The sequence below is a fragment of the Sphingobacterium faecale genome (assembly GCF_016746095.1).
GTDB classification, from domain to species: domain Bacteria; phylum Bacteroidota; class Bacteroidia; order Sphingobacteriales; family Sphingobacteriaceae; genus Sphingobacterium; species Sphingobacterium faecale.
Genome location: NZ_JAERTY010000002.1, coordinates 421,773 through 443,581, shown reverse-complemented (window position 1 = coordinate 443,581; position 21,809 = coordinate 421,773). Strand labels below are relative to the sequence as shown.

18 protein-coding genes are annotated in these 21,809 nt (G+C 41.4%); 6 read left to right on the top strand and 12 right to left on the bottom strand.

What is annotated here, in order from left to right; genetic code table 11:
- Nucleotides 1-19 precede the first annotated feature (19 nt).
- The 3 genes from JKG61_RS04895 to JKG61_RS04885 form a co-directional block, all read right to left on the bottom strand.
- On the bottom strand, nt 20-2,035 hold the full coding sequence (locus JKG61_RS04895; RefSeq protein ID WP_202101857.1) for a RagB/SusD family nutrient uptake outer membrane protein: 2,016 nt from the start codon (nt 2,033-2,035) through the stop codon (nt 20-22).
- An 18-nt stretch (nt 2,036-2,053) separates the two neighbouring features.
- On the bottom strand, nt 2,054-5,584 hold the full coding sequence (locus JKG61_RS04890) for a SusC/RagA family TonB-linked outer membrane protein (protein ID WP_202101856.1): 3,531 nt from the start codon (nt 5,582-5,584) through the stop codon (nt 2,054-2,056).
- Between the two features lie 246 nt (nt 5,585-5,830).
- Complete coding sequence (locus JKG61_RS04885) at nt 5,831-7,006, bottom strand: FecR family protein (protein ID WP_202101855.1); 1,176 nt, start codon at nt 7,004-7,006, stop codon at nt 5,831-5,833.
- A 150-nt stretch (nt 7,007-7,156) separates the two neighbouring features.
- Here JKG61_RS04885 and JKG61_RS04880 point away from each other — a divergent pair, with 150 nt between their 5' ends.
- The 3 genes from JKG61_RS04880 to JKG61_RS04870 are packed head-to-tail and all read left to right on the top strand — an operon-like array spanning nt 7,157 to nt 9,540.
- Nucleotides 7,157-8,188, top strand: a complete 1,032-nt coding sequence (locus tag JKG61_RS04880) for a hypothetical protein (protein ID WP_202101854.1) — start codon at nt 7,157-7,159, stop codon at nt 8,186-8,188.
- A 26-nt stretch (nt 8,189-8,214) separates the two neighbouring features.
- Entirely contained in the window at nt 8,215-8,373 is a 159-nt protein-coding gene (locus JKG61_RS04875) for an AlbA family DNA-binding domain-containing protein (protein WP_202101853.1), read from the top strand.
- 45 nt (nt 8,374-8,418) lie between these two features.
- Nucleotides 8,419-9,540: a Fic family protein gene (locus tag JKG61_RS04870; protein WP_202101852.1), complete on the top strand. Its 1,122-nt coding sequence runs from the start codon at nt 8,419-8,421 to the stop codon at nt 9,538-9,540.
- A 36-nt stretch (nt 9,541-9,576) separates the two neighbouring features.
- Here JKG61_RS04870 and JKG61_RS04865 read toward each other — a convergent pair whose 3' ends face one another.
- The 4 genes from JKG61_RS04865 to JKG61_RS04850 all read right to left on the bottom strand — a co-directional run bounded on the left by JKG61_RS04865 (nt 9,577) and on the right by JKG61_RS04850 (nt 11,375).
- Complete coding sequence (locus JKG61_RS04865) at nt 9,577-9,744, bottom strand: hypothetical protein (protein WP_202101851.1); 168 nt, start codon at nt 9,742-9,744, stop codon at nt 9,577-9,579.
- A 173-nt stretch (nt 9,745-9,917) separates the two neighbouring features.
- On the bottom strand, nt 9,918-10,142 hold the full coding sequence (locus JKG61_RS04860; RefSeq protein ID WP_202101850.1) for a hypothetical protein: 225 nt from the start codon (nt 10,140-10,142) through the stop codon (nt 9,918-9,920).
- Nucleotides 10,143-10,209: 67 nt separating this feature from the next.
- Entirely contained in the window at nt 10,210-10,563 is a 354-nt protein-coding gene (locus JKG61_RS04855) for a DUF5675 family protein (protein WP_202101849.1), read from the bottom strand.
- Between the two features lie 428 nt (nt 10,564-10,991).
- Nucleotides 10,992-11,375, bottom strand: a complete 384-nt coding sequence (locus tag JKG61_RS04850) for a hypothetical protein (protein ID WP_202101848.1) — start codon at nt 11,373-11,375, stop codon at nt 10,992-10,994.
- Between the two features lie 605 nt (nt 11,376-11,980).
- On the opposite strand from JKG61_RS04850, the gene JKG61_RS04845 reads away from it, so the two are divergent.
- Nucleotides 11,981-12,574, top strand: a complete 594-nt coding sequence (locus JKG61_RS04845) for a Crp/Fnr family transcriptional regulator (protein ID WP_202101847.1) — start codon at nt 11,981-11,983, stop codon at nt 12,572-12,574.
- A gap of 242 nt (nt 12,575-12,816) precedes the next feature.
- Nucleotides 12,817-13,131: a hypothetical protein gene (locus JKG61_RS04840; protein ID WP_202101846.1), complete on the top strand. Its 315-nt coding sequence runs from the start codon at nt 12,817-12,819 to the stop codon at nt 13,129-13,131.
- Between the two features lie 38 nt (nt 13,132-13,169).
- Here JKG61_RS04840 and JKG61_RS04835 read toward each other — a convergent pair whose 3' ends face one another.
- The 3 genes from JKG61_RS04835 to JKG61_RS04825 are packed head-to-tail and all read right to left on the bottom strand — an operon-like array spanning nt 13,170 to nt 19,230.
- Nucleotides 13,170-14,525: a RagB/SusD family nutrient uptake outer membrane protein gene (locus JKG61_RS04835; protein ID WP_202101845.1), complete on the bottom strand. Its 1,356-nt coding sequence runs from the start codon at nt 14,523-14,525 to the stop codon at nt 13,170-13,172.
- Between the two features lie 11 nt (nt 14,526-14,536).
- Nucleotides 14,537-17,551 carry a SusC/RagA family TonB-linked outer membrane protein gene (locus JKG61_RS04830; RefSeq protein WP_202101844.1) on the bottom strand — a complete coding sequence of 1,005 codons (3,015 nt, stop codon included), beginning with the start codon at nt 17,549-17,551 and terminating at the stop codon, nt 14,537-14,539.
- A complete protein-coding gene (locus JKG61_RS04825; RefSeq protein WP_202101843.1) occupies nt 17,548-19,230 on the bottom strand; it encodes a TlpA family protein disulfide reductase in 1,683 nt (560 codons plus the stop codon). Before JKG61_RS04825 ends, JKG61_RS04830 begins: the two co-directional genes overlap by 4 nt.
- 681 nt (nt 19,231-19,911) lie before the next feature.
- On the opposite strand from JKG61_RS04825, the gene JKG61_RS04820 reads away from it, so the two are divergent.
- The gene (locus JKG61_RS04820; RefSeq protein WP_202101842.1) at nt 19,912-20,310 is read left to right on the top strand and encodes a hypothetical protein; all 399 of its coding nucleotides are present in this window, start codon (nt 19,912-19,914) and stop codon (nt 20,308-20,310) included.
- On the opposite strand, the gene JKG61_RS04815 is transcribed toward JKG61_RS04820, so the two are convergent.
- Both JKG61_RS04815 and JKG61_RS04810 read right to left on the bottom strand, forming a co-directional pair.
- Entirely contained in the window at nt 20,287-20,571 is a 285-nt protein-coding gene (locus JKG61_RS04815) for a TolC family protein (protein ID WP_202101841.1), read from the bottom strand. The two genes, JKG61_RS04820 and JKG61_RS04815, sit on opposite strands and share 24 nt — an antisense overlap.
- A gap of 261 nt (nt 20,572-20,832) precedes the next feature.
- The gene (locus JKG61_RS04810; RefSeq protein WP_202101840.1) at nt 20,833-21,756 is read right to left on the bottom strand and encodes an RpnC/YadD family protein; all 924 of its coding nucleotides are present in this window, start codon (nt 21,754-21,756) and stop codon (nt 20,833-20,835) included.
- Nucleotides 21,757-21,809 lie beyond the last annotated feature (53 nt).

Genomic DNA, 21,809 nt, shown 5'->3' with positions numbered 1-21,809 from the left:
ATTAAAATCAGTCATATAGTTACCATCCCGGATTCTGCACGAGCGTCTTACTCTGCAACAAGGTATTCGTACGGATTGGCATTAAGTAATCTTTCATAGAGAATCGAGGTTGTGCCAGCACCCTGATATTGTAAAAATCAGTCTTATTTTCTCCATCTTTATTCCATCCTAGAATAGGACGATTAAACATTTCCTCTGCCATTAGCCATCTCCTGACATCATAATAGAAATATCCTTCAAAAGCCAGTTCATTCATCCGTTCTTGTCGTATAATCTGACGGAGCCCACCTTCGGTACTTGGTTTAGATTTGAACCTTGCTGAAGCATACTTGTTCCAGCTATCTACTACTCCTTCCATCCCTACACGTGCCCTGATCACATCCAAATAATAAAATGCATCATTTCCTCGGGAGTCTGTTTTTGTAGGGCCGCCCACCTCATTTAGGCTCTCCGCCAATAAGAGATACATATCCGCCAGTCGGATAACCGGGAATGAATAATCCTCCCGCATCAAGGTTATACGCGACTCCGTATAGGTCGTCTTTAAATGACTCAGTTTTTTTGCCAGATAACCTGAGAAGGGATAACCACCATAGGCTTCAGAGTGCTTAAATCCGCTACCAAAATGACGCATCATATTCGGAAATGAGGCCTCACTCAATGGTTTCTCCCTTCCTTCCCATATACCACCATCAAATCCTACCGAAGCGTAAAATCGTAGCGAGCGGTTGAAATGAAGTACAGCCGTCTCTTGCCCTTCTTTTATAAAGTATTTGCTATGCTCAGCGTCAGGAAGCTGCGTATTATATCGTGTCTGATACCATCCTTTGGTTTCCCAATCTGAATCTTCTTCGATCGGCACTCCTTTGGATGAATAAAACATCTCTACCACATTCAGCGTAGGACTTTGGCGCTGCCCAATATCTGATCCTGCTGATCCTGCTAAGTTAAAATACTCATCATTGCTCAACATTGTCGCCCAGCGCTGTAATACCGTTGTACTCTCATTTACTGCCCATATCACCTCTGGATTCCAAGAGGCTGTGACTGCTTGCCTTAGGCTCACCATAGCCTTGGTCGTATCATTGATATTGGTGCTGTTGACTCCACGAATGGCATTATTACCACCGTCCGTAGTCACCATAATAATTGCTCCATCTTCTTCAGCAGCCCGTACAGCAGCATCACAGGCTGCCAATGCGCGCTCCCATTTAATCTTACTATCACCAAAAGGGAATAACTCTACCCCTCTTTTATCCTTAAAACCGTTATAATTGTTATTATTATTAAATAGGGGACTGGCAGCCAACACTAATGTCTTTGCTTTGATACTCAAAGCAATAGTCTTTGTAAACCGACCATATTCGCTCACAATATCTAGCTCACCTATGCTTGGCAAATGTTCAATCGATTCATCCAATGTCCCTACGATATAATCCACCACTTTATCCACAGGCTCACGGTAGATCGCTAATTCTTCTCCCTTTGCCGAAATAGGAATCACTTCATCCATAAGTGGAATAGGACCGTACAATTGAAAAAGATATAGATGTAGATAAGCTTTTATAGTTTTTACTTCCGCTATCCACTTATCTCGGGTTGATTGATCCAGATCTCGAGGCCCTCCATCTTCGACACGGATATGTTCCAAGAACACATTGCAATGACGTATTCCCTGCCAGATATTTCTACTGGCACCATTGGCACCATCCCAAAAATTGACATAGGGATTGGCTACATTATTTCCCTTTAGGAAAGCCATTTGTGCAGCAGGGGGACCAGCAGAGAAACCACCTCCTGTATTTTTCTCCGAATAAATAATGTCTCCCCCACCCGAGATCCCAAGGGTATTAGTCGGATTTACCACATTTGGCAAGCTACTATAACAGGTAAATAGATACTTCTCGGCATTATACTTATCTTTAAAAGCATCTTCAAGTATAGGCTTGTTATCAGGCAGAATATCCAGATACTTATTACAGCCGCTGACAGAAGACAATAAGATAAAAGTCAATAAATAATATATACGTTTCATGTAGTATGTCTTTATAGTTTAAAAATTGATCTGGACACCTAGATTAAAAACCCGTTGCAAGGGATAAGCTAGACCATTGCCACGCATCTCCGGATCCCATAATTTAAAATCAGAAAAGGTCAACAGATTTGTCCCACTCGCATACACCCGTGTCGAGACACCACGTATATCCGGAATTTTATACCCCATCTCTACCGATTTGAGTCTCAGATAACTCGCTGTACGCATCCAATAATTACTTTTTACAAAATTGTTATTGTTACCAACAGCAACACCGCTACCATCCGGGGAAAGACGTGGCCATTTGGCATACAGGTCTCGGTTAGTTTCAGTCCATAAGCTTTCAGGAATAAAGCTCAGCATTGCTCTATTACCCTTTAATCCCGTTTTACTTCCCCAGTCCTCCGTCCATATTCCATTCTTAAATTCTCCTGTGAATACCTCCACAAAAGGAGCCATTGTGCTCGCGTCAAGGAAAAAAGAATAACGTGATTCTCCTTGCACAAATGCAGATATGTCAAAATTCTTATAACCAAAGGAAGCCCCTAATCCATACTGTATCTCTGGATTAACCGGATACCCCATAGGCACAATATCAAAGGAATTAATTACTCCATCACCATTGATATCACGGTATTTGATATCTCCGGCCTGATAATCTCCCCCCGTGCGGTGCACTTGCTGTATGGGCGAATTGGCCACCTCGTCATCATCTATAAACAAACGCTCGGCTACATATCCTCTTGACTGTCCTACTTTTTGACCAATGACCGAACGCCAGGGCGCAACTTCCGAATAATCCAATTCATCATACACCGTAATCTTGGACGAACCATAAGTGAAATTACCCCGTAATATATACCACATGCCATTATAGAAAGACTTGTTGTAATTTAAGGTAAGATCCACACCTCTGCCTACTGCTTCACCGTAATTGGTACGGATAATACCCGCTACCCCCATCACAGAAGGGATATCGTTCCTTTCCTGTACAATATTGGTACGCTTTTCATGATAGACTTCAGCAATCAAAGAAAGATCATTATTCAACAGACCTAGCTCTACTGCTAGATTCGTTTTATACGACACCTCCCATGTGATAAAGGGATTGGCGTGACGCAAGGTCTGGACCGTGGGACGTGTAAAGGTCTCGTAAGGGTTATTACCAAAACGACCTGCTACAGGACCATTCAAATTAATATTAGACGTAAAGAAAAAACGGTCTTCATCCTTTACAATGACATCATTACCAACGAGACCATAGGTACCTCTAATCTTGAACTTAGGAATAATCGATTGCAATCCTTCCCAAAACTTTTCATCCGACACCTGCCAACCTAAACCGAAGGATGGGAAGAAACCCCACCTATACCGTGGGTCGAAACGCTCCGATCCGTTCACACCGAAGTTGAACTCGGCAAAATACTTCTGTGATAATCCGTAAGTAAACCGACCAGCCAAGGCCACATTACGTGATGGCAAAGAGCTGTCCAAATTACTTGGACTACCATCCATACTTTCTTTTACAGATCCTACTAACAGCCCTCCAACATCATGTCTACCATCGAATTTCCGATTATACAACATGGCACCTTCGGCATAATAGCGAGCCTGTACTCTCTTTGATCCTGCAGAATAATCGATATGGTCCGAACCTCCCTCAGGGTTCAAAGAAGCTAAATCATAAGGGAATTCAGGATTATTAGGATTATATGTTCCTTTGATATATTGGTAGTAAAAAGGATTATAACTGCGAGCGATATTAAAGCCCGAATATCGCGTAAAGCTACCAATAAAACGTGCTTTCAATCCCTCAGTTACCGATTTCAGATCTTGGTGCAGCTCCAACTGCGTTAACATAGTACTATTTCTGACATCTTCGTAACCCTGCATCACATCGGCATAAGGGTTCATATATTGAGGTCCCCCCTCGCCGTATTCACTATCCGAATAGTTACCAAACAGGATACGATCCACATACTGTGTAGCCCGATCTGGCGCATAATATGCAGGGAACAATACAGGGTTTGCCAACAGCGTCCTTCCATAGGTTTTAGCCCCACCACTACCAGATTCGCCTATGGGGCCGGTATAATCATCAAAGTTTGCATTCAGCCTCACCTTAGCTTCTAAGGTCTTCGTTAAGTTAAGGTTCACATTCGAACGGACTGTATATTTCTTGAGGTCAATATTCGTATTGAAAGGGTTGACATTATCTACTTTTAATATTCCTCTGTCCTGGGAGAATGATCCTGCTAAGTAATAAGTTGCTGCATTACCACCTCCCGTCAGATTGATATTAGCTCGTTGATTGATTGAATAGTCCTTTGTCATCATGTCCTTCCAATTGACCGCAGGGTACACATACGGATTACGGTTCGGATCTCTAGTCATATCGATCTTCCCCTGTGGATACGTCAATACATTGTGCCGTGTCAAGCTTGCAATATTCGAATATTCCATAAAAGTTACTGGATCTACCACGTCCACCTTAGTAGTTGGAGTTGAGGCTGATGTCTCGTAACGAAATGAGGTTTTTACCTTTCCCTTTTCACCTTCTTTTGTCGTCACCAAGACCACGCCATTCGCTCCACGCGCGCCATATAATGCTGTGGCTGAAGCATCCTTCAAGATTGAAAAACTAGCAATATCATCGGGATTCAAACGTGACAAATCCCTTGAAGTCATCTCGATGTTATCGATAAGAATCAAGGGCGATGCCAATCCACTACCGAACGACGTGACACTACGTACAAAGAACTGGGCATCCTCTTCTCCCGGAGCACCAGTAGATTGATAAGCTACCAAGCCTGCCATACGTCCTGCCAATGCTGTAGTCAGGTTACTGGAAGGCGAACGTAGATCCTTCACATTGACAGTAGTAATAGAAGAAACTACACTCTCCTTTGCCTGCCGGCCAAAGGCTACGACAACCGTTTCTTCCAGTTCTTTATTGTCCTTAGCCAGTCTAATATTGATCAGTTTGGAAGTTCCGACTTTTACCCTTTGCTGCACATACCCTACCATCGAGAAAATCAAAGAATCCCCTTCATTGACCGCGATTTCGTAAACACCGTCGGCAGCCGTGTTGGTACCATTCGTGGTTCCTTTAACCAACACACTGACCCCCGATACCGGTGAGTCATCAATCGCGTCAGTCACTTTCCCTGTTATACGGTGCTGTTGAACGACAGGCAACTCTCTGATCACATCTTTCCTCAGGTTAACTACCGATTTGCCGGTCGCTGCCACAGCGGTTGCAGCTGGTTTTATGACGATGGTGTTACCCTCTAATAACCAGGCAACGGACTGTCCTTGCAACAGCTTCTCCATAGCCTTTTCGATTTTCATCTTTTGGATATCCGGGCTGACTTTAATTTGTGCGAGGGCTTTACTTTTTATAAAAAATTCATATCCGGTCTGTTGTTGAATGCTTTTCATGGCCTGCACCAGAGACATACCGTTTGCTTTAAGGGTGATATTCTGAGCGAATCCATTGGCCCATACTGCTGTAATATTTAGCAAAATAAGTACAACTATTAATTTCATAATTAAGAGCACACGGTTAACAGAAGGCCTATGCAGCCCTTCAGGTTTTGTTTTAAAAATCATACATTTGTACTGTTTAGATCATATTGTAATTTGTTAAAATGAGCAATCTTCTCTTTGCCTAGAGATCATAATTACGATAGATAGATCAAGCAACTGTGGGCAGTGTTCGCGCACTGTCCACCACTTTTTCTTATCTCTCTTTTTTAGTCTGTTTTTATTCCATAGTAATTTTTTGGTTGGTTTTTAGTTGAATATTAATAATTTGTTCCTTTCCTCCGTACGCTCCATCCGGAATCGAATTCCACTACTTTCCAATATACGGAGCACTTCTTTGAAACTTTTCCCTCTATTGATACTTGCATATAGATGCGTGGGTTTCACAGCATTATCAATACTGAAATCAAAATCATACCATCTGCTCAATATCTTGAGCGCATCCCGTAACTCAACCTCTTCAAAAACAAAATGATTATTTTTCCACGAGATGTAAGCACCTACATCGACCTGTCTTTTGCGGAATCCATTACCACTGCGGACTCCCTGCTCACCTGGCATCAAAGGGAGAGTGTGACCATCAGCGTGCAAGGACACAGCTCCTTCTACCAGGGTGGTCTGTGTATAGCCTTCATCATCACGATAAGCTTTCAAATTGAACTGGGTACCAACCACTTCTACCTGTTGCTGATCTGTTTTAACAGTAAATGGGATTTTCTTTCCGTTTTTACTAAGCGTAGATACATCAAAATAAGCTTCTCCTTCCAGCTCTACCACCCGACCTCCTTCCTTAAAAAAAGATGGGTAAGTCAACTTGGACTCCGCATTCAACCATACCTTCGTACCATCTGATAAGGTGATCTGGTACTGACCGCCTTTTGGAGTAGCTATTGTAGCATATACCACTTCCATATTGTCCATCGTCTGAATCAATGTACCATCTTCATATTTCAATTGGTCGCCCAATATTACCCCTTGTCGGTCTTCACTCAACTCAATAATACGACCATCTGAAAGCGTGATAGAAGCTCGATTGGTACCAGGAGCAAGATCTTCAAGTAATGTAGTATCTGGAGCCATCACTCCCGATCTGTAATACAGAAGAGCACCCATTAAAAGCACACAGAACACGCCCGCATAAGGTAACAATCTACGGAATAGGGGTACCTTAGGCCGTTGATGAATTTTGGAAAGTGTAGTTTCCAACAACCTCTTCTGTCTATCTGACTTTCCCTGTTCTGTGGACAGACTCAGATACATCGCTGTATCTTCCAGTAAAGTACGGTCATCCTCCACCATCAGTAGCAAACTGTCGATAGAAGGATTTTGTCGAGCTAATTCGTTGAGCTCCATCAACTCATCTACCGTAATAGTTCCCTCAATCTTTCTCTTGATCAACCTAGCTATTTCCGACGTTTCATACATATTACTTTTACCTTAATACCACCAATACGAATCAAAAAGAAGAACCTTAGCAAAAAAGTGAAATAAATTGCAGCTGTAGATTATAAACCTCAAAAAATTGATTATCTAATTAAAAATCAGTATACTTATAAAAAACCAATATACTTAAGTATGACTAACCACTATAAACCAGAACAAGCCTGGAAGAGCTTTATATTCTATCCATCTGCAACATTCGTGATTACGGCAGCTTGCTCCTTCTGTGCTTACATTCCACTCTTGCACACATTATCAGGCGATCTTTACGATCAGTTTTTAGCAGATCGTATACAATGGGCACTACTTTTGTCAATAGTGTTTTCCTCTTTCTTTACCTTATGTATAACTCTAATAATATCACGATCTCATAGCCGTAGACCGCTAACCAAAATCACACTCTTCTTCTGGTCATTCGTTCCTTATTTTTTGTATACTGCTTTCTTTGGATATCTATTCCACAGGCAGAAAAGCATTGATCTGGACAAAGTAGTCCCCTACCGTTCCCCTTATTCTATAGACAAAGAACCTTTCCCTGCTATAGAAATCGAGTTGACCAAACTATCTTATCAGGGAGACCTAAGCTACTACCTTTACGCTATATCAATTGGCTTTTTCATATTAGCACTATATAAAGGTTATCGAAAGCATTTTTTGACTATGGTACAGTATATCGCCGATAGACCGAGCTCCTATCCACAAGAGACCACAGCTGTTGTGGATAACAGTGAAGAGCTACTTCATAAAGCAGAAAAACTAGCTAATACTTTTTCAAAACCACCGTCCGAAGACACACCTAAAGCCAAGGTAGATATAGAAATGTATGCATTCATCTATGGAAAGGGATTTGACTATGTCATTATTGACCATGGCTTTACTGTACCTATGGTATTCGATGACGAAGAAGGTCCAGAAAATTTTTACGATGGTATATTCCTGCACATCAATGACCTCCTTTATATCCGGTATGACCATATTATGTTAATAGATGTAAAAAAGAAGATTATCATTATATCTCCCTTGCTCCAGAAGGTATTTGACCAGATCAACAAGGAAAGTGTCAAGAAAAAACTCTTTTCTTACAGAGTACCAGGCCAGCCTAAAGGGTACTATACCATTGCTCCACATTTGGCCCTCAAATTAAAAAAGAAATTCAACATGGAATAATCAACAACTGAAATACATATAACCTCATGACAGAAAACCATCGTATTGAATTCAAACAGAAAGTAACACCTGAACTGGAAAGGGAGGTAGTAGCATTTCTGAATACAAAGGAGGGCGGAATAATCTATATTGGTATTGATAAAAATGGAAAAACTACAGGATTAGATAATGTAGACCAAGAATAGCTTATCCTAAAGTATCGTCTTAAGAATAATATACTACCATCCTGTTTGGGACTTTTTGATTTAATTTCCGAAACACAAGAAGGAAAGGATGTACTAAAAATCATTGTAGCTGGCGGGTACGAAAAACCTTATTACGTTAAAAAATACGGTCTTTCTGAAAAAGGCACTTTCATTCGCATAGGTAGCTCAATCGAACCCATGCCAACTAGACAGATCGAACAGCTCTTTGCTAGAAGAATCCGAAATTCCATAGGAAACATCAAATCTCCTAAGCAGGATTTACATTTTCAACAGCTTCATATTTATTATCAATCTTTAGGAAAAAGTCTAAACGAACAGTTTGCAAAGAATCTAGAACTATTGACCGAAGAGAACAGTTTTAATTATGTCGCTTACCTAATGAACGATATTAACAATATATCGGTTAAGGTCGCTCGCTACGAGGGGGTGAATCGTGTGCAGTTGATAGAAAGCAATGAGTATGGTTACGAATCATTAACCAAAGGGGTAAATCAAGTTCTAGACAAACTGAATGTTGAAAATCGTACACATACTGAAATAACGGCGAAACAACGAAAAGAATTACGTCTATGGAATGCCATTGCATTGCGCGAAGCTACCATCAATAGTTTTGTCCATAATGATTACAGTAGGGAAACAGCACCAAAATTCGAAATATTTGATGATCGTATAGAGATCACCTCATACGGTGGACTAACAGAAGGATTGCGACCAGAAGAGTTTTTCGAAGGCTTCACGGTGCCTCGTAACAAAGAATTAATGCGGATTTTTAAAGACCTGGATTTAGTAGAACAACTCGGTTCCGGAATACCACGAATATTAAAGGCCTATAAGAAAGATGTCTTTCATTTTTCCGATAATTTTTTGAGGATTGTATTGCCTTCATCAGTACCAGTGGTAGTCACCCCGCAAGTCACCCCGCAAGTCGAACAGCTTTTAAAAGTTTTTGATGATATATATACAAGAAGTGAACTTCAAGAAAAGATGGAGTTATTAGACCGAGAGAATTTCAGAAAAAACTATCTTCAACCTGCTATTGAAGGTGGTTTTGTAGGATTGACCATTCCCGACAAACCTACCAGCAGAAATCAACAGTATTATCTGTCGGACAAAGGAATAAATTGGGTTAAAGAAAAACAAAAATAACAGGATCCGATCTCTCGGGTCCTGTTTTGATTTTAGCTAACGCTTATATTTATTTCTGTGGAGAAGCTGACTCACTATATAGCTGGCTACTGTTCCTATTACTGCGGTGATAACCGTCTGCAGGATATCTCCCAGCGTGATCGAAGCCCATATCGAGCACAGCGTACCACCTATGGTACCCGCCCGTATTTCGTTTAATTTCATAGTTTTTAAGTTTATAAGGTTAAAAAGCAAATATCGTCACCTCGACCTTGCGGAGAGGTCTAAAAACCATACTTAATCAGCTTTATTTGAGTTAACCTGCTATCTTGAAAAAACTGGATAACTCGTTCACTAGATAACATGTTTACTACTTAACTCGATAACTTCACTATCCATTACTGCTCTTCTTCAACCTTGTCACTCTCGTTAACTTGGTCACTCGATAACTCGTTAACTTGGTCACTCGATAACTCGTTAACTTCCTTCCTAGTCACCGCCTCCAATATCCCTAGCCCCACAGCCACATATTTAATAATATTCAATGCCTTACCTAGCAATTTGATCGGAGCCAGCAGCAATACCTGTACCGCCTGGCTTATTTTTTTGATTATTTTGTTCATTTGGTTTTAAGTCATTGAGGTTAAGTAAGTTATAGTGGTTATAAAAGTTTGTGCAGCGCAGTGGGAACTATAACCTTGTAACTATATAACCTTGTACCCTACCTACCGCCTCTACCACCACCTCATACAACATCCTGTAAGCCTTAGTCGACTCATATACGGCATAATCAACATCGTAGAATTTAAAATATTCTCCAACCAACAGGCACCCCTCGGTATCGGAGAGATAGTTGCCGATATGGATATAGACGTACTTAAAATTCTGGACATCCCTGATCTCGATCATACCGCGGTGCACCTCCGGGAACTTACGTTTGTAGCGTGCATTCATCACTCCATAGGTATTCAGCCCCAGCTTATAGCTACCGGTAGGTATCGCCGTCGAGCCCTTTATCTTGACATCCCGTACCAGATCCTCCAATCCATAGCAAAAATGAAGAAAACAGACGCAGACTGTATTCAGTACACACCGTACTGAATACAGTAGCGCCCCTACAGCATGCAGTAGCGCACGTACTGTGTACAGTACAGTGCATACTCACCACAGTACGGCGCGTACTGTGATCAGTACGGAACCTACTGCAATGAGTACGCAGCGTATAGCCTACAGTAGATCAGGTACTGCATACAGTAGCTGATCTACTGTAAGCAGTATGCCGTCTACTGTAAACAGTAAAGCAGTTACTGATCACAGTAAGCGAGCTACCGTAGTCAGTAGCTCGCTTACTGTATACGGTACGGGACGTACTGAGTCCAGTACCGTAGCTACTGATCTCAGTAGGTATGCTATTTTAGGTAGAACCTACAGACCCCACGTCCGATCGCTACATAGTAAATGCGACCTGCGCGCTATTGATGCCCCTTCCTGGTCTTCAGAAGTTGCTTTGCCAGATCCCGTGCAAAGAAGTATTCTGTCTTGCCCAACTTCATCGGGTCGAGCTTCTCATCTGCTACGTAATTGCGAAAGGTCGCATCCGATATGCACAGCTTTTTCATCACATCCTGCTTGAACAGCAGCGGCTGGTCCAATAACGACAGTAGATCACGGTCGAGGATCTCACACATCTTGAGCATCAGGTCTTCCATAATACCGAAGCGCCGCTGCAGCAGCTCCATCAGCTGTCCCTGCTTCTGAAGGATAGCCTGCTGAACTAAAAAAGTTTCATACTGCTTTTCTGATAGATCATTGCTTCTGGCGATCTCTATAACCAGTTGCTGGAGTATATTTTCCATGATGACATAAGGACATGCACAGTCAAAGTCCGGCCATAGCTACTATGCGATACAACAAAATTTAAGTTTTTATAAGATTTATAATCAGTTGAGATCACTCTCTATCATCCATAATCCACATGCTTTACCCACAGACCCCCTACCCCCCCCATGACTACATAACCCCGTAAGATCAAAATAGTTTGGAGTTAGCACCAGTAGTGACAACAATTACCGAATTAAGTAATACAAATCATTTTTAAGATCACAGCTATTTAGTAACTTAGACCTGCTATTCAGCATACCCAGTTAGTTGCCGATCCCTCTATATTATTAGCTCATTCCCGATTATATTATCCAATTTACACCCTATGGTCAGGTATTTTAGAACATTAACCCCCAGTCGGTCACGACACCGCCATTATCACTATCTATTGGCGGTATGTTTCCTGATGCACCATCCATTCGCCAACCGTGCCCTTACCTTCGATGTCACCGGGGCATAGGTAAGCAATAATCCCCCTCTGCCCTTTTTCATTTTCTATCATCTTTATCCGATACGGAGCCGAAAGTCCGCCGTAGCGGATAAGAATTGCTATACAGTGATCAATGACAACACAAATACAATGGAAAGAATCTATATACAATTTGAACGTTACAGCTCCTTAAACGAAGAAATCAAACTGGACTTAACGACACTCGGCAAGATCAAGAGATACAACAAAGGCAGTTATTATAAACACGAGGACGAAGCTGTTTCCAAATGGTGTTTTATCATACAAGGGCTGGTCTCCGAAGAACATTTCAATGCGGGCGATCGACTGGTCGTCGAGCGCATATGCGATACCAATGAATACTTTGTCGGTACCAAGCACACCTTTTCATCCACCGGAGAACCCTTGGCTATAAAATTTCTCAAGCCTACCTTGTTGTATGAAATCAGGAATAGTCATCTACAGGAGCTGCTGGATCAACATGATGAACTCAAAGCCATCTATCACAGATTAGTACAGCGAAAGCTCAATCAGTCCAATAGACATATACACCGCACCAATGGACTCCTGGCAGAAGAACGTCTATACGATCTGCATCTCGATCGTCCCAATCTGATCAAACAGCTTACCGTAGAACAAAAAAGTGCATTTCTCAAGCTTGCCAATAACGAAGCCTACTATAAGGCCAAAAGATATATGGACAAAAAGCTGAAAAATATTTCCTAGCTGTACGAATCGTACAAGTTCGAGCGCAAAAGCAGCCCTAACTTTGAAATATCAAAACGCAAGTACAACGGATCGGCGATACCAGGTATCAATGAAAAGGGGAAACTCACCAAAAGGGTACACCTTGCAGGCTGTGTCCAGGTGTATAAAGAAAAGGCGGCAGCGATAAAAAATTGGGAACTAGTGATCACTCCGCCCTAATAAAAGAAAGAGGGAGATCGGCTGTTATTAAAATTAATAATATGGAAAAGTTAAAAACATATGCTGTCATCTTTACGTTGGCGATAGCATCAATAATAGTATTTTCAGCGTATACGCTGATGGATAATAAAACAGAAGAAGTGGCTACGCAGGAGTGGCGTCGAGTACTCAATGCCAATAATGATTTTGAATGGAGACAAGGACTCCCTTCAAGCACTACGTCCTGTGAAACAGATCCAGATATCTGTCATGTGGTGCTTCCTGCAGATATGGATCCAAAAGATATGACCAAAGACGAGATTATAGAAAATGCTGTTGGTGGTCAATATGCATTGGGTTTTACTGTAGAACCATAAATTAAGAGGTAGGATTAATCCTACCTCCTTAAAATATATTAATTAATAAATTCCAGTTCATTACCTGGAATCGGAAACACATACCGATTATCATCGGGAGGCAGCTCCAACAGCTGTCCATCGGTCCCCCGCTTTTTCAATGTAATCTGAAAGCGGGGGTCTTTATTTAATCGTTTTAGATCAGACCAACGACGCCCTCTAAGAAACAGTTGCTTTCTTCGTTCCTCTAATGTTAAACGCAACAATTCATCAGCATTATCCGTCTTGATAGGGTGATATTTATTCGACATCCAACGATTTGACAACAACTTATCAAGATAGATTTTGGCTTCACTACTTCGGTTTAAGCGTATTAGACATTCTGCTCGGATCAGGTATAGCTCATCCGTAGCTAAACCACCGAATGATATCGAAGACCCCGAATAACTCCCTTTAAAGTTAGACCGATTTTTTTGAACGTCACTAAAAAAGCACGTGCGTCTAATATCATCAGGATGAAAATCCTCTAGTAGCAATGAATCACAGAATGTTTTATTCAGAACCAGATACCTTCCCGTTGTAAGTGAGCTAAAAAAAATAATTTCTTGATTATTTCCTAACTCACCCAATGGAAAAGGACGCGGAGCAGAAGCTGTTAACGTATTATAATCTAACAATTCAGCTTTAAATGCCATTGCTGACTCAACATTAAGTAATGCTTTATCATATTCTTCAATGGCTAGATAAATCCGGGCCAGTAGAGCGAAAGCTGCCACTTTGGAGGGCCTGGTCACGTATTCCAATTTATCGGGTAAACTAGCCTTGGCAAAGTCCAAGTCTTCAAAAATTTGTCTATAAGTATCAAAGAGTGAGGCACGCTGCTGGACAACTTCAATATCTGGATCTAATCGAAGAGGAATCCCTCTTAGCTCCTTAAGTCTAGTTACATCGTATTTATCACCAAAGGCCTCTACTAGATTGTATAGCGCCCAAGCTCTGTGAAACTTTGCTGTAGCCTCGATTACTTGCCATTGAGGTGAACTATCTCTATATTTTGTAACTCCGTCCAATACGACATTGGCATAGAATATGGTTTTGTAGGGTTCACTCCAATCATAACTACTATTGTCGGGATAGGGAGGGAGGCTCCAAAGATAAGTCTCCCTATCAATCTGCGTATATTGCAAAAGGTTTGTTGGCTCGACAAACATCTCGTCTCCGGCGATAATATGCAGACCAACCCCTCGATTCATCGTTGACATATTATCCAATAAGCCTTGAAAATCTTCGAGCTTCTGTGGTACTACGAGCGATTTGGTGGGCTTTATAGCAAGAAATTCCTGATGACACGCCTGCAATATGAGTATAAAGCCAATGCAGAATAGCATCTTAACTGTAATAAGTATTCTTTTCATCTGTATAATCTTTAAAGGTTAAACTGTAGCCCCATGGACAAAGAGAATGGTGTAGAGCTTCGGAAACTATTTACGAGCGGCAATACATCCGGATCTATATCCTTTTTATTTTTAGTCCATAAGAGCCCAATATTGTCTGCAAACACAAAAAGTGTAGCAGATCGAACCCAGTCTTTCTTAAGCAACCGATCAAACTCGTAGGACAATTTAGCATCATGAAAGCGGATATGATCACCACGCTCCACAAGCACATCACTGTAACGGTAAAACGTATGCCGATTGGCATTCACTGCTAATGGTACCGAAGGAATATTTGTGGTCAGCTCATCTCCTGTTTTCTGCCACCTATCATAGTAATCTTCATGACCGCCCTTCCCTTGTATAAGCCCATTATAATCTACCGACTCCCTTCTGAAATAATAGCCTAATTTAAAATTTAAGGTAAATGATAGTGTCAATCCATTAAAAACGAAACTATTCCTCAGACTACCAAATTGTGTAGGCCGTGCGGAGCCATGATACACCAGATCTTCGAACTCCGTACTTGACATTATTTTTGCATAATCTAGAGATGGCTCCCCATTCAGATAGCCCCGAGGAGAACCATTATCTGGATCTAATCCTGCCGATCGGTAACTGTAGTAGGCATAGAGCGGAAAACCCATTGCTGGTTGACTTGTATTCTCCGTGTACGACCGTGCGGTTATATTATCCTTCAGGTATGTCGTCACTCTTTCTCTCTCAAAGTGATAGAGTAGATCGGTTGTCCATTTGACCACACCAACAGTATTGCCTGTACCAACCGTCACATCCAGTCCCGAACCGGAAGTATGTGCCGTATTACCAATGAAGGCTGCCACACCCGTCTGTGGTGGCAAGGGGCTTTCACCAATGATATCTTTTCCTTTCTTCTTATAATAATCTAGGGTAACATTCAGTCGCCTGTCCAGCGCACTCAGATCAATTCCAATATTCTGCATAATGACCTGCTCCCAGCGCAATTGCGGGTTGGGCGGATTGATAATATCTGCATACTTTAAACCATTTGCAGCAATAAATGCGGAGAACCGGGCTGTGGTGTAGGCCGAAAGACTTCTATTGACATTGCCACTGCTACCGTAGGTAAGACGTAATTTTAATACATCAAAGAGTGTACTGCCTTTTAAAAGCTCATTTTTAATATTCCATGCCCCACCAATGGAATACAACGGAACCCCTTTTTGGTTGGTCTTGACCCCGAACAGGTTACTCCTATCCCACCGTACACTCGATGAAACCGAATATTTGTTCCACCATTCGTACGATGCATTGCTGTATAGGGAAACAAAGCGATCGACAGTTTCACTTTCTTTGTCTATGAAGGGAATCCGTCCACTTCGATTAGTCCCAGGAAATAGTATAAAACTGGTTTTATAATCTACTTCCGAGAAAATACCATAATCCTGATCATACCCATACTCTCTACCTATGAGCGACTGTAGTTTATTTTCCGAGATCTCGTAACCGGCTATGACATGCAGGCCCGTAAGCCGATCTTGCCCGGCATAGGAAAGCTGTGTCCTAAAGTTATATCCTTTTGCCGTTTCATTGGAATAATCGAGAATAGAACCGGTTGGAATAGCGCTAGTAACAACTCCTGCCGAATTGATAGACGAATACTGATTGAGCAGATTACGGGTAAAATAATCGCCTCTATCATTCAACGTTTTGCCTGATCCGAATTTCAGCAAATGCTGGTAATTCAACGATAATGCAAAGCCTCGGGATAGATCCACATCGGTACGCAGGTTGAAACGTACATCATGGTTACGTAGCGAATTATTGGACCGTTCGATCTCGTCCAAAAGATTGTACGACCAGTCGTAAAATCCTAAATCGCCCGATTCCTTGATGAAACGCGAGCTGTAATCCAAGGCTAGACCTCTGCCAGTACCATGCTGATCCACTAGCCGTGCATAAGGATATAAACTAGAAAATTTGGCGGGCAGGTAAAAACGACTGCTTGATGAGTTACTATAATTGATCTGTGGATTGATCTCCACGCGATCACGAAGCATTTTTAACACATTATCAACGCGTAGCGTATACCGCTCCAAGCTATTGCCCCTGAGTGATTCCAGGTTCTTATCGGCACCACCCGATAGGTAGTAGCGATGCTTATCCGAACCACCACTAAGATTGAGCGCAAGCTGTCTTAATGAAGAGCTTCTGTAAGCATATTTGGAAAGATCAGTCCGCAGATCATAGCCCTTAAGTGCCTCTATCTGCTGATCGATTTCACCTCCTCTTGCCGGATGGTTCTTTTTCTCGAATAGCAACTCGACCACTTCACTTAGTGGTACCTTTGCGGCACTCGCTATATCATTCGTATAGACCCCGTTTGCAAACAGCTCCTTTTCCAGATCAATATAATCGGCATTGCGGATTGCCTGTCTATACGATAGGTCTGGGCGCTGCCCGATGGTATACGTACTGGAGAGCGATAGCCTGACCTTACTATTATATTTCCCTTGCTTGGTCGTAATCACGATAACGCCATTCCCTGCACGGGCACCCCATATCGAGGTAGCCACCGCATCGCGCAGTACCGTGATGCTCTCGACATCCTCGGGGTTAATGGCGTTCATATCGCCATCGAACGGAAAGTTATCAATAACGATAAGGGGATCGGTCCGCGACTGGATGGTACTCTGCCCACGTATTAAGATATCGCTATTATTAATTCCCTTGGTACCGACATTATTAAAGATAAGACCAGGCACCTGATCGGCCAATCGTTCTAAAATACCCATACCGACACCGTACTTAACCTTGGCGCTATCCAGATGCGAATAGGCGCCCGTGGCTCGCTCTTTCCCGATCCGCTGGTACCCCGTATTAATCAACACTTCATCGATTTCGACAGGTCTTTTGACCGTATCTTTTGATAGATGCATTGCCTTTTGCTGTGCCATTACACTAAAGGTGGTTGCATACATCACTGCTAACAGCGATATGCCCCTAGATATTAGATTCAACGTTTTCATAGGGTAAGTCTATCTTTAATGATCAAAAAGGGCTTCGTTCTTTTCTCTAATGAAATAGCGAGACCATACTTTGCCAGGTATTGATTGACTTCAGTTAGATCTCCCGTAGGCTTGGGTATCGATATTGTAAGCCGATCATTTCGCCCCGTCTCATTGTAGAGATTAATGCCCATTTTTCCATACTGATTAATTTCTTCAACGAGCTTTTCTATTAAGATATTAGTACCATTAAATGTCTTTTCTTTGGTACCGTAGGCAGCTCGAAGAGCACTGTCTTTTTCTGCTGATGCTAGAAGCTTTTTTTCATCAATGAGTTTAAGTATATAACAGAGAATCTCTCTCGGCTCTACAACAGCTTGATATTGCGGGATCATCCTATCCAGATCATCCTGCATATATTTGAAACAAGAGTCTCTATCTTCATAATGTACAATCTGCTCATAACAATAGCCATTTCCTGCGGCAAGCCAGTCTGCATAGCGTTGCCCCGGAATACCTCGCTTGATCAGCTTATCTGCGTCCTTTACTTCTAGTCTTGTATTTATCTCCCAAAAATAATGACCAGCTGTAGAGTAGGCTCTCGTATATAGCGCAAAGAGATTGGAATTTAAATAAGTGATTTTTCTTCCGATTAAAGAGTCTTCTCTTATGTCTTGTATCAGAGGTAATCCAGGCTGATAAGGCATTAAGGTACTACTATAAGATACGGGACCTTTCTCATCATTACCAACATTTTGAAGTAATGATCTGTCAAAATCATATTCTACAATGACGTCAGTCTTCGTTCTGAAATTAAATATTCCTTTCAGAGCTTCATCTATATTGAAAGCATTGACCTGTAGTGATTCGGAGCTGCTACGAATTACGCCTTGCGAGTCTATCCAAACATAATGGGGCAGTGTTCCATATTTAAAATAATCATCTATGTCCTTACCTTCGGAGATAAAAGTAAGATTTGGTGTTTGAGCACCGCGTGCCTTTATGAATACGGAAACACGTTCTTTACTTTCTGTTGAGACACTTAAGAACGTCACATCTTTAGCATATTTTTGTTGCAGTGTGTCAAGCTTGGGAAAAGCAGCTATACAACCTCCGCACCATGTAGCCCAAAAGTCGAGTATAATCAGCTTGCCCCGATAGTCATTCAAGGTCATTGTTTTTATTTGATCAGGATTACTTACGACCTGCAGAGGCATATGCCACAGTTCGTCGGGTATTTTATCCCCTATCTGCAAAGCATTTGGCTTCTTAAGGCCTTTGGCCTCCTGCCCCAAGACAGGAGAAACCAAAAGACCACTAAACAACACACAGAATATTATTATACAGGCTAATGGCCAATAGCTAATAGCAGATGGCGACCTCAATCCACACAGCACGTCACCTCGATTGGAGCGTAGTGGAACAGAGAGGTCTATACAGAATAAAGATGTCATACCTCTATTCTTATCAATTGGGCGACTAGAAAGGTCTTGATAACTTGCCTCGGTCCCGATTTTATATCGGGATAGCTTATGGCTATTAGCTAATAGCACTCCCACAGCGTCACTGCGCTGTGTCCCGAATTTACTTCGGGAATACCGCTGGAGCGGTAGAAGCAGTCTCTCTCTATTTTGAATTTTCAGGCGGACACGGCTCTGGCCAACGGCCATACCTCTCCCAGCCCTTAAAAAATTGTTCATTTTTTGGTTATTTTTGATGTGACCCAATGAAGGTGGCGCCGGAAAAATAGACCGGTCAATATCCTCCCGTACCCAATCCTTGATCAGGCCACACGGTTAATAAATAAAATTGATTGATTTGTTATCGGGAAGGGCTCACTATCTAAGTTTTATATTGGTTATAATTTCGGGTAATAACTGGAGCGCAAAACCGATTAGATTGGTCTTCTTAAGACCAAGTCTACTAACCTGAACTATTCAGGAGCAGATATTAGATTTTTTGTTCTTCTTTTTAAGTCCATTCTCGTTATCTATTTAACGAGTCCCTTAAAACATCAACAGGGCGGTCCCTGTTTTCAGCTGTCAACAAGGTACTAGCACAGACCCCGAAACAACATCCAACAGGAAACCAGCCCTGAAGAAAAGCAAATATAGGATATTTACTAATTCTTTTGGGCAATGGTGTACTCCTGTCGTCTCGCTTCGGTTCAAAAAGTGCTAGTTTCTGTTGACGAGACCCATAAAAATAATACTAAAAAGTATATGAAATAATACACTTTTCAATTAAAATTCAGTACAATGATACAAATATACATATAATGACGTAAAATAAAAATAAAATGACGTGTTTTTCAGTATTTACTTTACATCATGCTTTAGCTAACTTGGTTTATCCAATTCAAGTTGGGTTAAATCGGTACAATGACTAAAAAACATATAGGGAAAATTCTAGACTTTGTGGCAGAAAACCATGCTCTTCCTAAAGTCACTATCATAGAAATGGCTGGGTATGCATCTCAATCTACGTATTATAAACACATAGTTCAAGATGACCTTCCATTTAAAACATTGTATAAATATGCCAGAGCTATGAACTACAGGTTTTCAAAAGAGATACCTGAATTTACAAACTGGCTTAAGAATAACAATCTAGTAATAGCAGACGCATCAAACGACAAAATTAATATTTTAGCTCTAGAACGTGATCAATGGAAAGAAAAGTACTATGAGCAGATGAAAGAATATAATGAATTAATGAAAGAACACAATTCGTTAATTAAAAACTACAACGAGCTACTAAAAAAAGGTAGTAGCGTCTAAACCATTTACGAGACAAGGCTCGCAGAAGTTCCAACAGGAAATTATCACCTCTCCATTGTACATCAAAGTATACTTTGCATTGATGACATTAGCTTCCGCGACGTTGTAATCCAATATCGCCTTATTATACTCCATAGCAGTAGTCACACCGATATCATACCGTTCCTTCATCGCATTGTAGTTCTTCTCCAGCGCAGCATGTTGCACCTGTAGTACTTGATATTCTTTCGCTGATTTGTAGTATTCCGAAGCTAGCGCCACTTTGCAAATGGTGTCTCAATAAACAAAAAATTACATTACCACTCACAGAGCAGGTGCGATCCGAGAAACCAGCACAAAAAAAGGTGATGCTATCAAGTTGAAAGGCAGATCGGTATTTGAGTTTGATGCGGACGGGAAGATACACCGACTGACGGATATAGCGAAATGCATCTTTGAAAAAAACAGCGGAGTGAAGACACAAAAAAAAGCGTTCAGAATTGATTCTAAACGCTTTTATAATATCTGTTCTGATAAATCTATTTACGCTCCCGCATAATATGGCTTTACCTGCTCTTCGGTTAAGCTAAGCTTTTTGCAGACATCCACTATCGAATAGCCTAAATCTTTAAGTATTTCGATTTTACCTTGAATTTTACCTTTTTCAATTCCCTTCTCAATCCCAGTCTGGATTCCCTTCTTCTCCGCCTTGTCCAATAAATATTCCCGAGTGCCCATAGTATCGCTCCTTCCTATTTTTTCTTCTATTTCTGATTCAAATATACTCAAAATGTGCTGGTTATCAAAATTTACATAATACGTTAAAAAATCGTACAGCCCCTGACGGGTTACCTTATCCATATTACGCTTCATCATTTCATCATAGAGATCATGCTTAATTTCCTTGAGTTTCTCGTCTGTAATGTTCTTGTGCAGTATAGCCAATAACGCCGTCAGCACCACTACCGAAAACGGATTGCTATTGGCCCGAAGCTCAAATTCATCCTGATCCAAGATTTTATAGCTGTTGAAATCGTACTGAATCTTAGTAGACATAAACTCACGTATATACACCTTGGGCCGATAACTTTTATTACCATCAGCAAGGATAGCTATTGCTGTGACAGGCACTTTGTATCGATCATATATCTTATAATAATATTGAAACATACGCTCTGCCAGATCACCCTTCCCCTTGCTCGACTGCACCTCGATATGACATAGTATATACTGCTCGCCACCGTGTTTAAGAGAGACCTTGACCAGCTTGTCTACAAAGCGTACCCCCCTACCATTGGCCTGAGGAGGGAATAATGTTTCAAATTCCTTATCCAAATAGTCAAAGGGTTTGCTCAAATCAAACTCAGCATCCGCAGTAGGAAACATAAACTGTAAAAAATGGAAAAAGGTCTGTTCCAATATGGATTTCCAAAGGAGATCATCGACCCGCCTTGCGCTTTTACTCATAACTGTCTATCAAATGGTTACTAAGCAAATATACAAAAACAAAACCTTCTAAA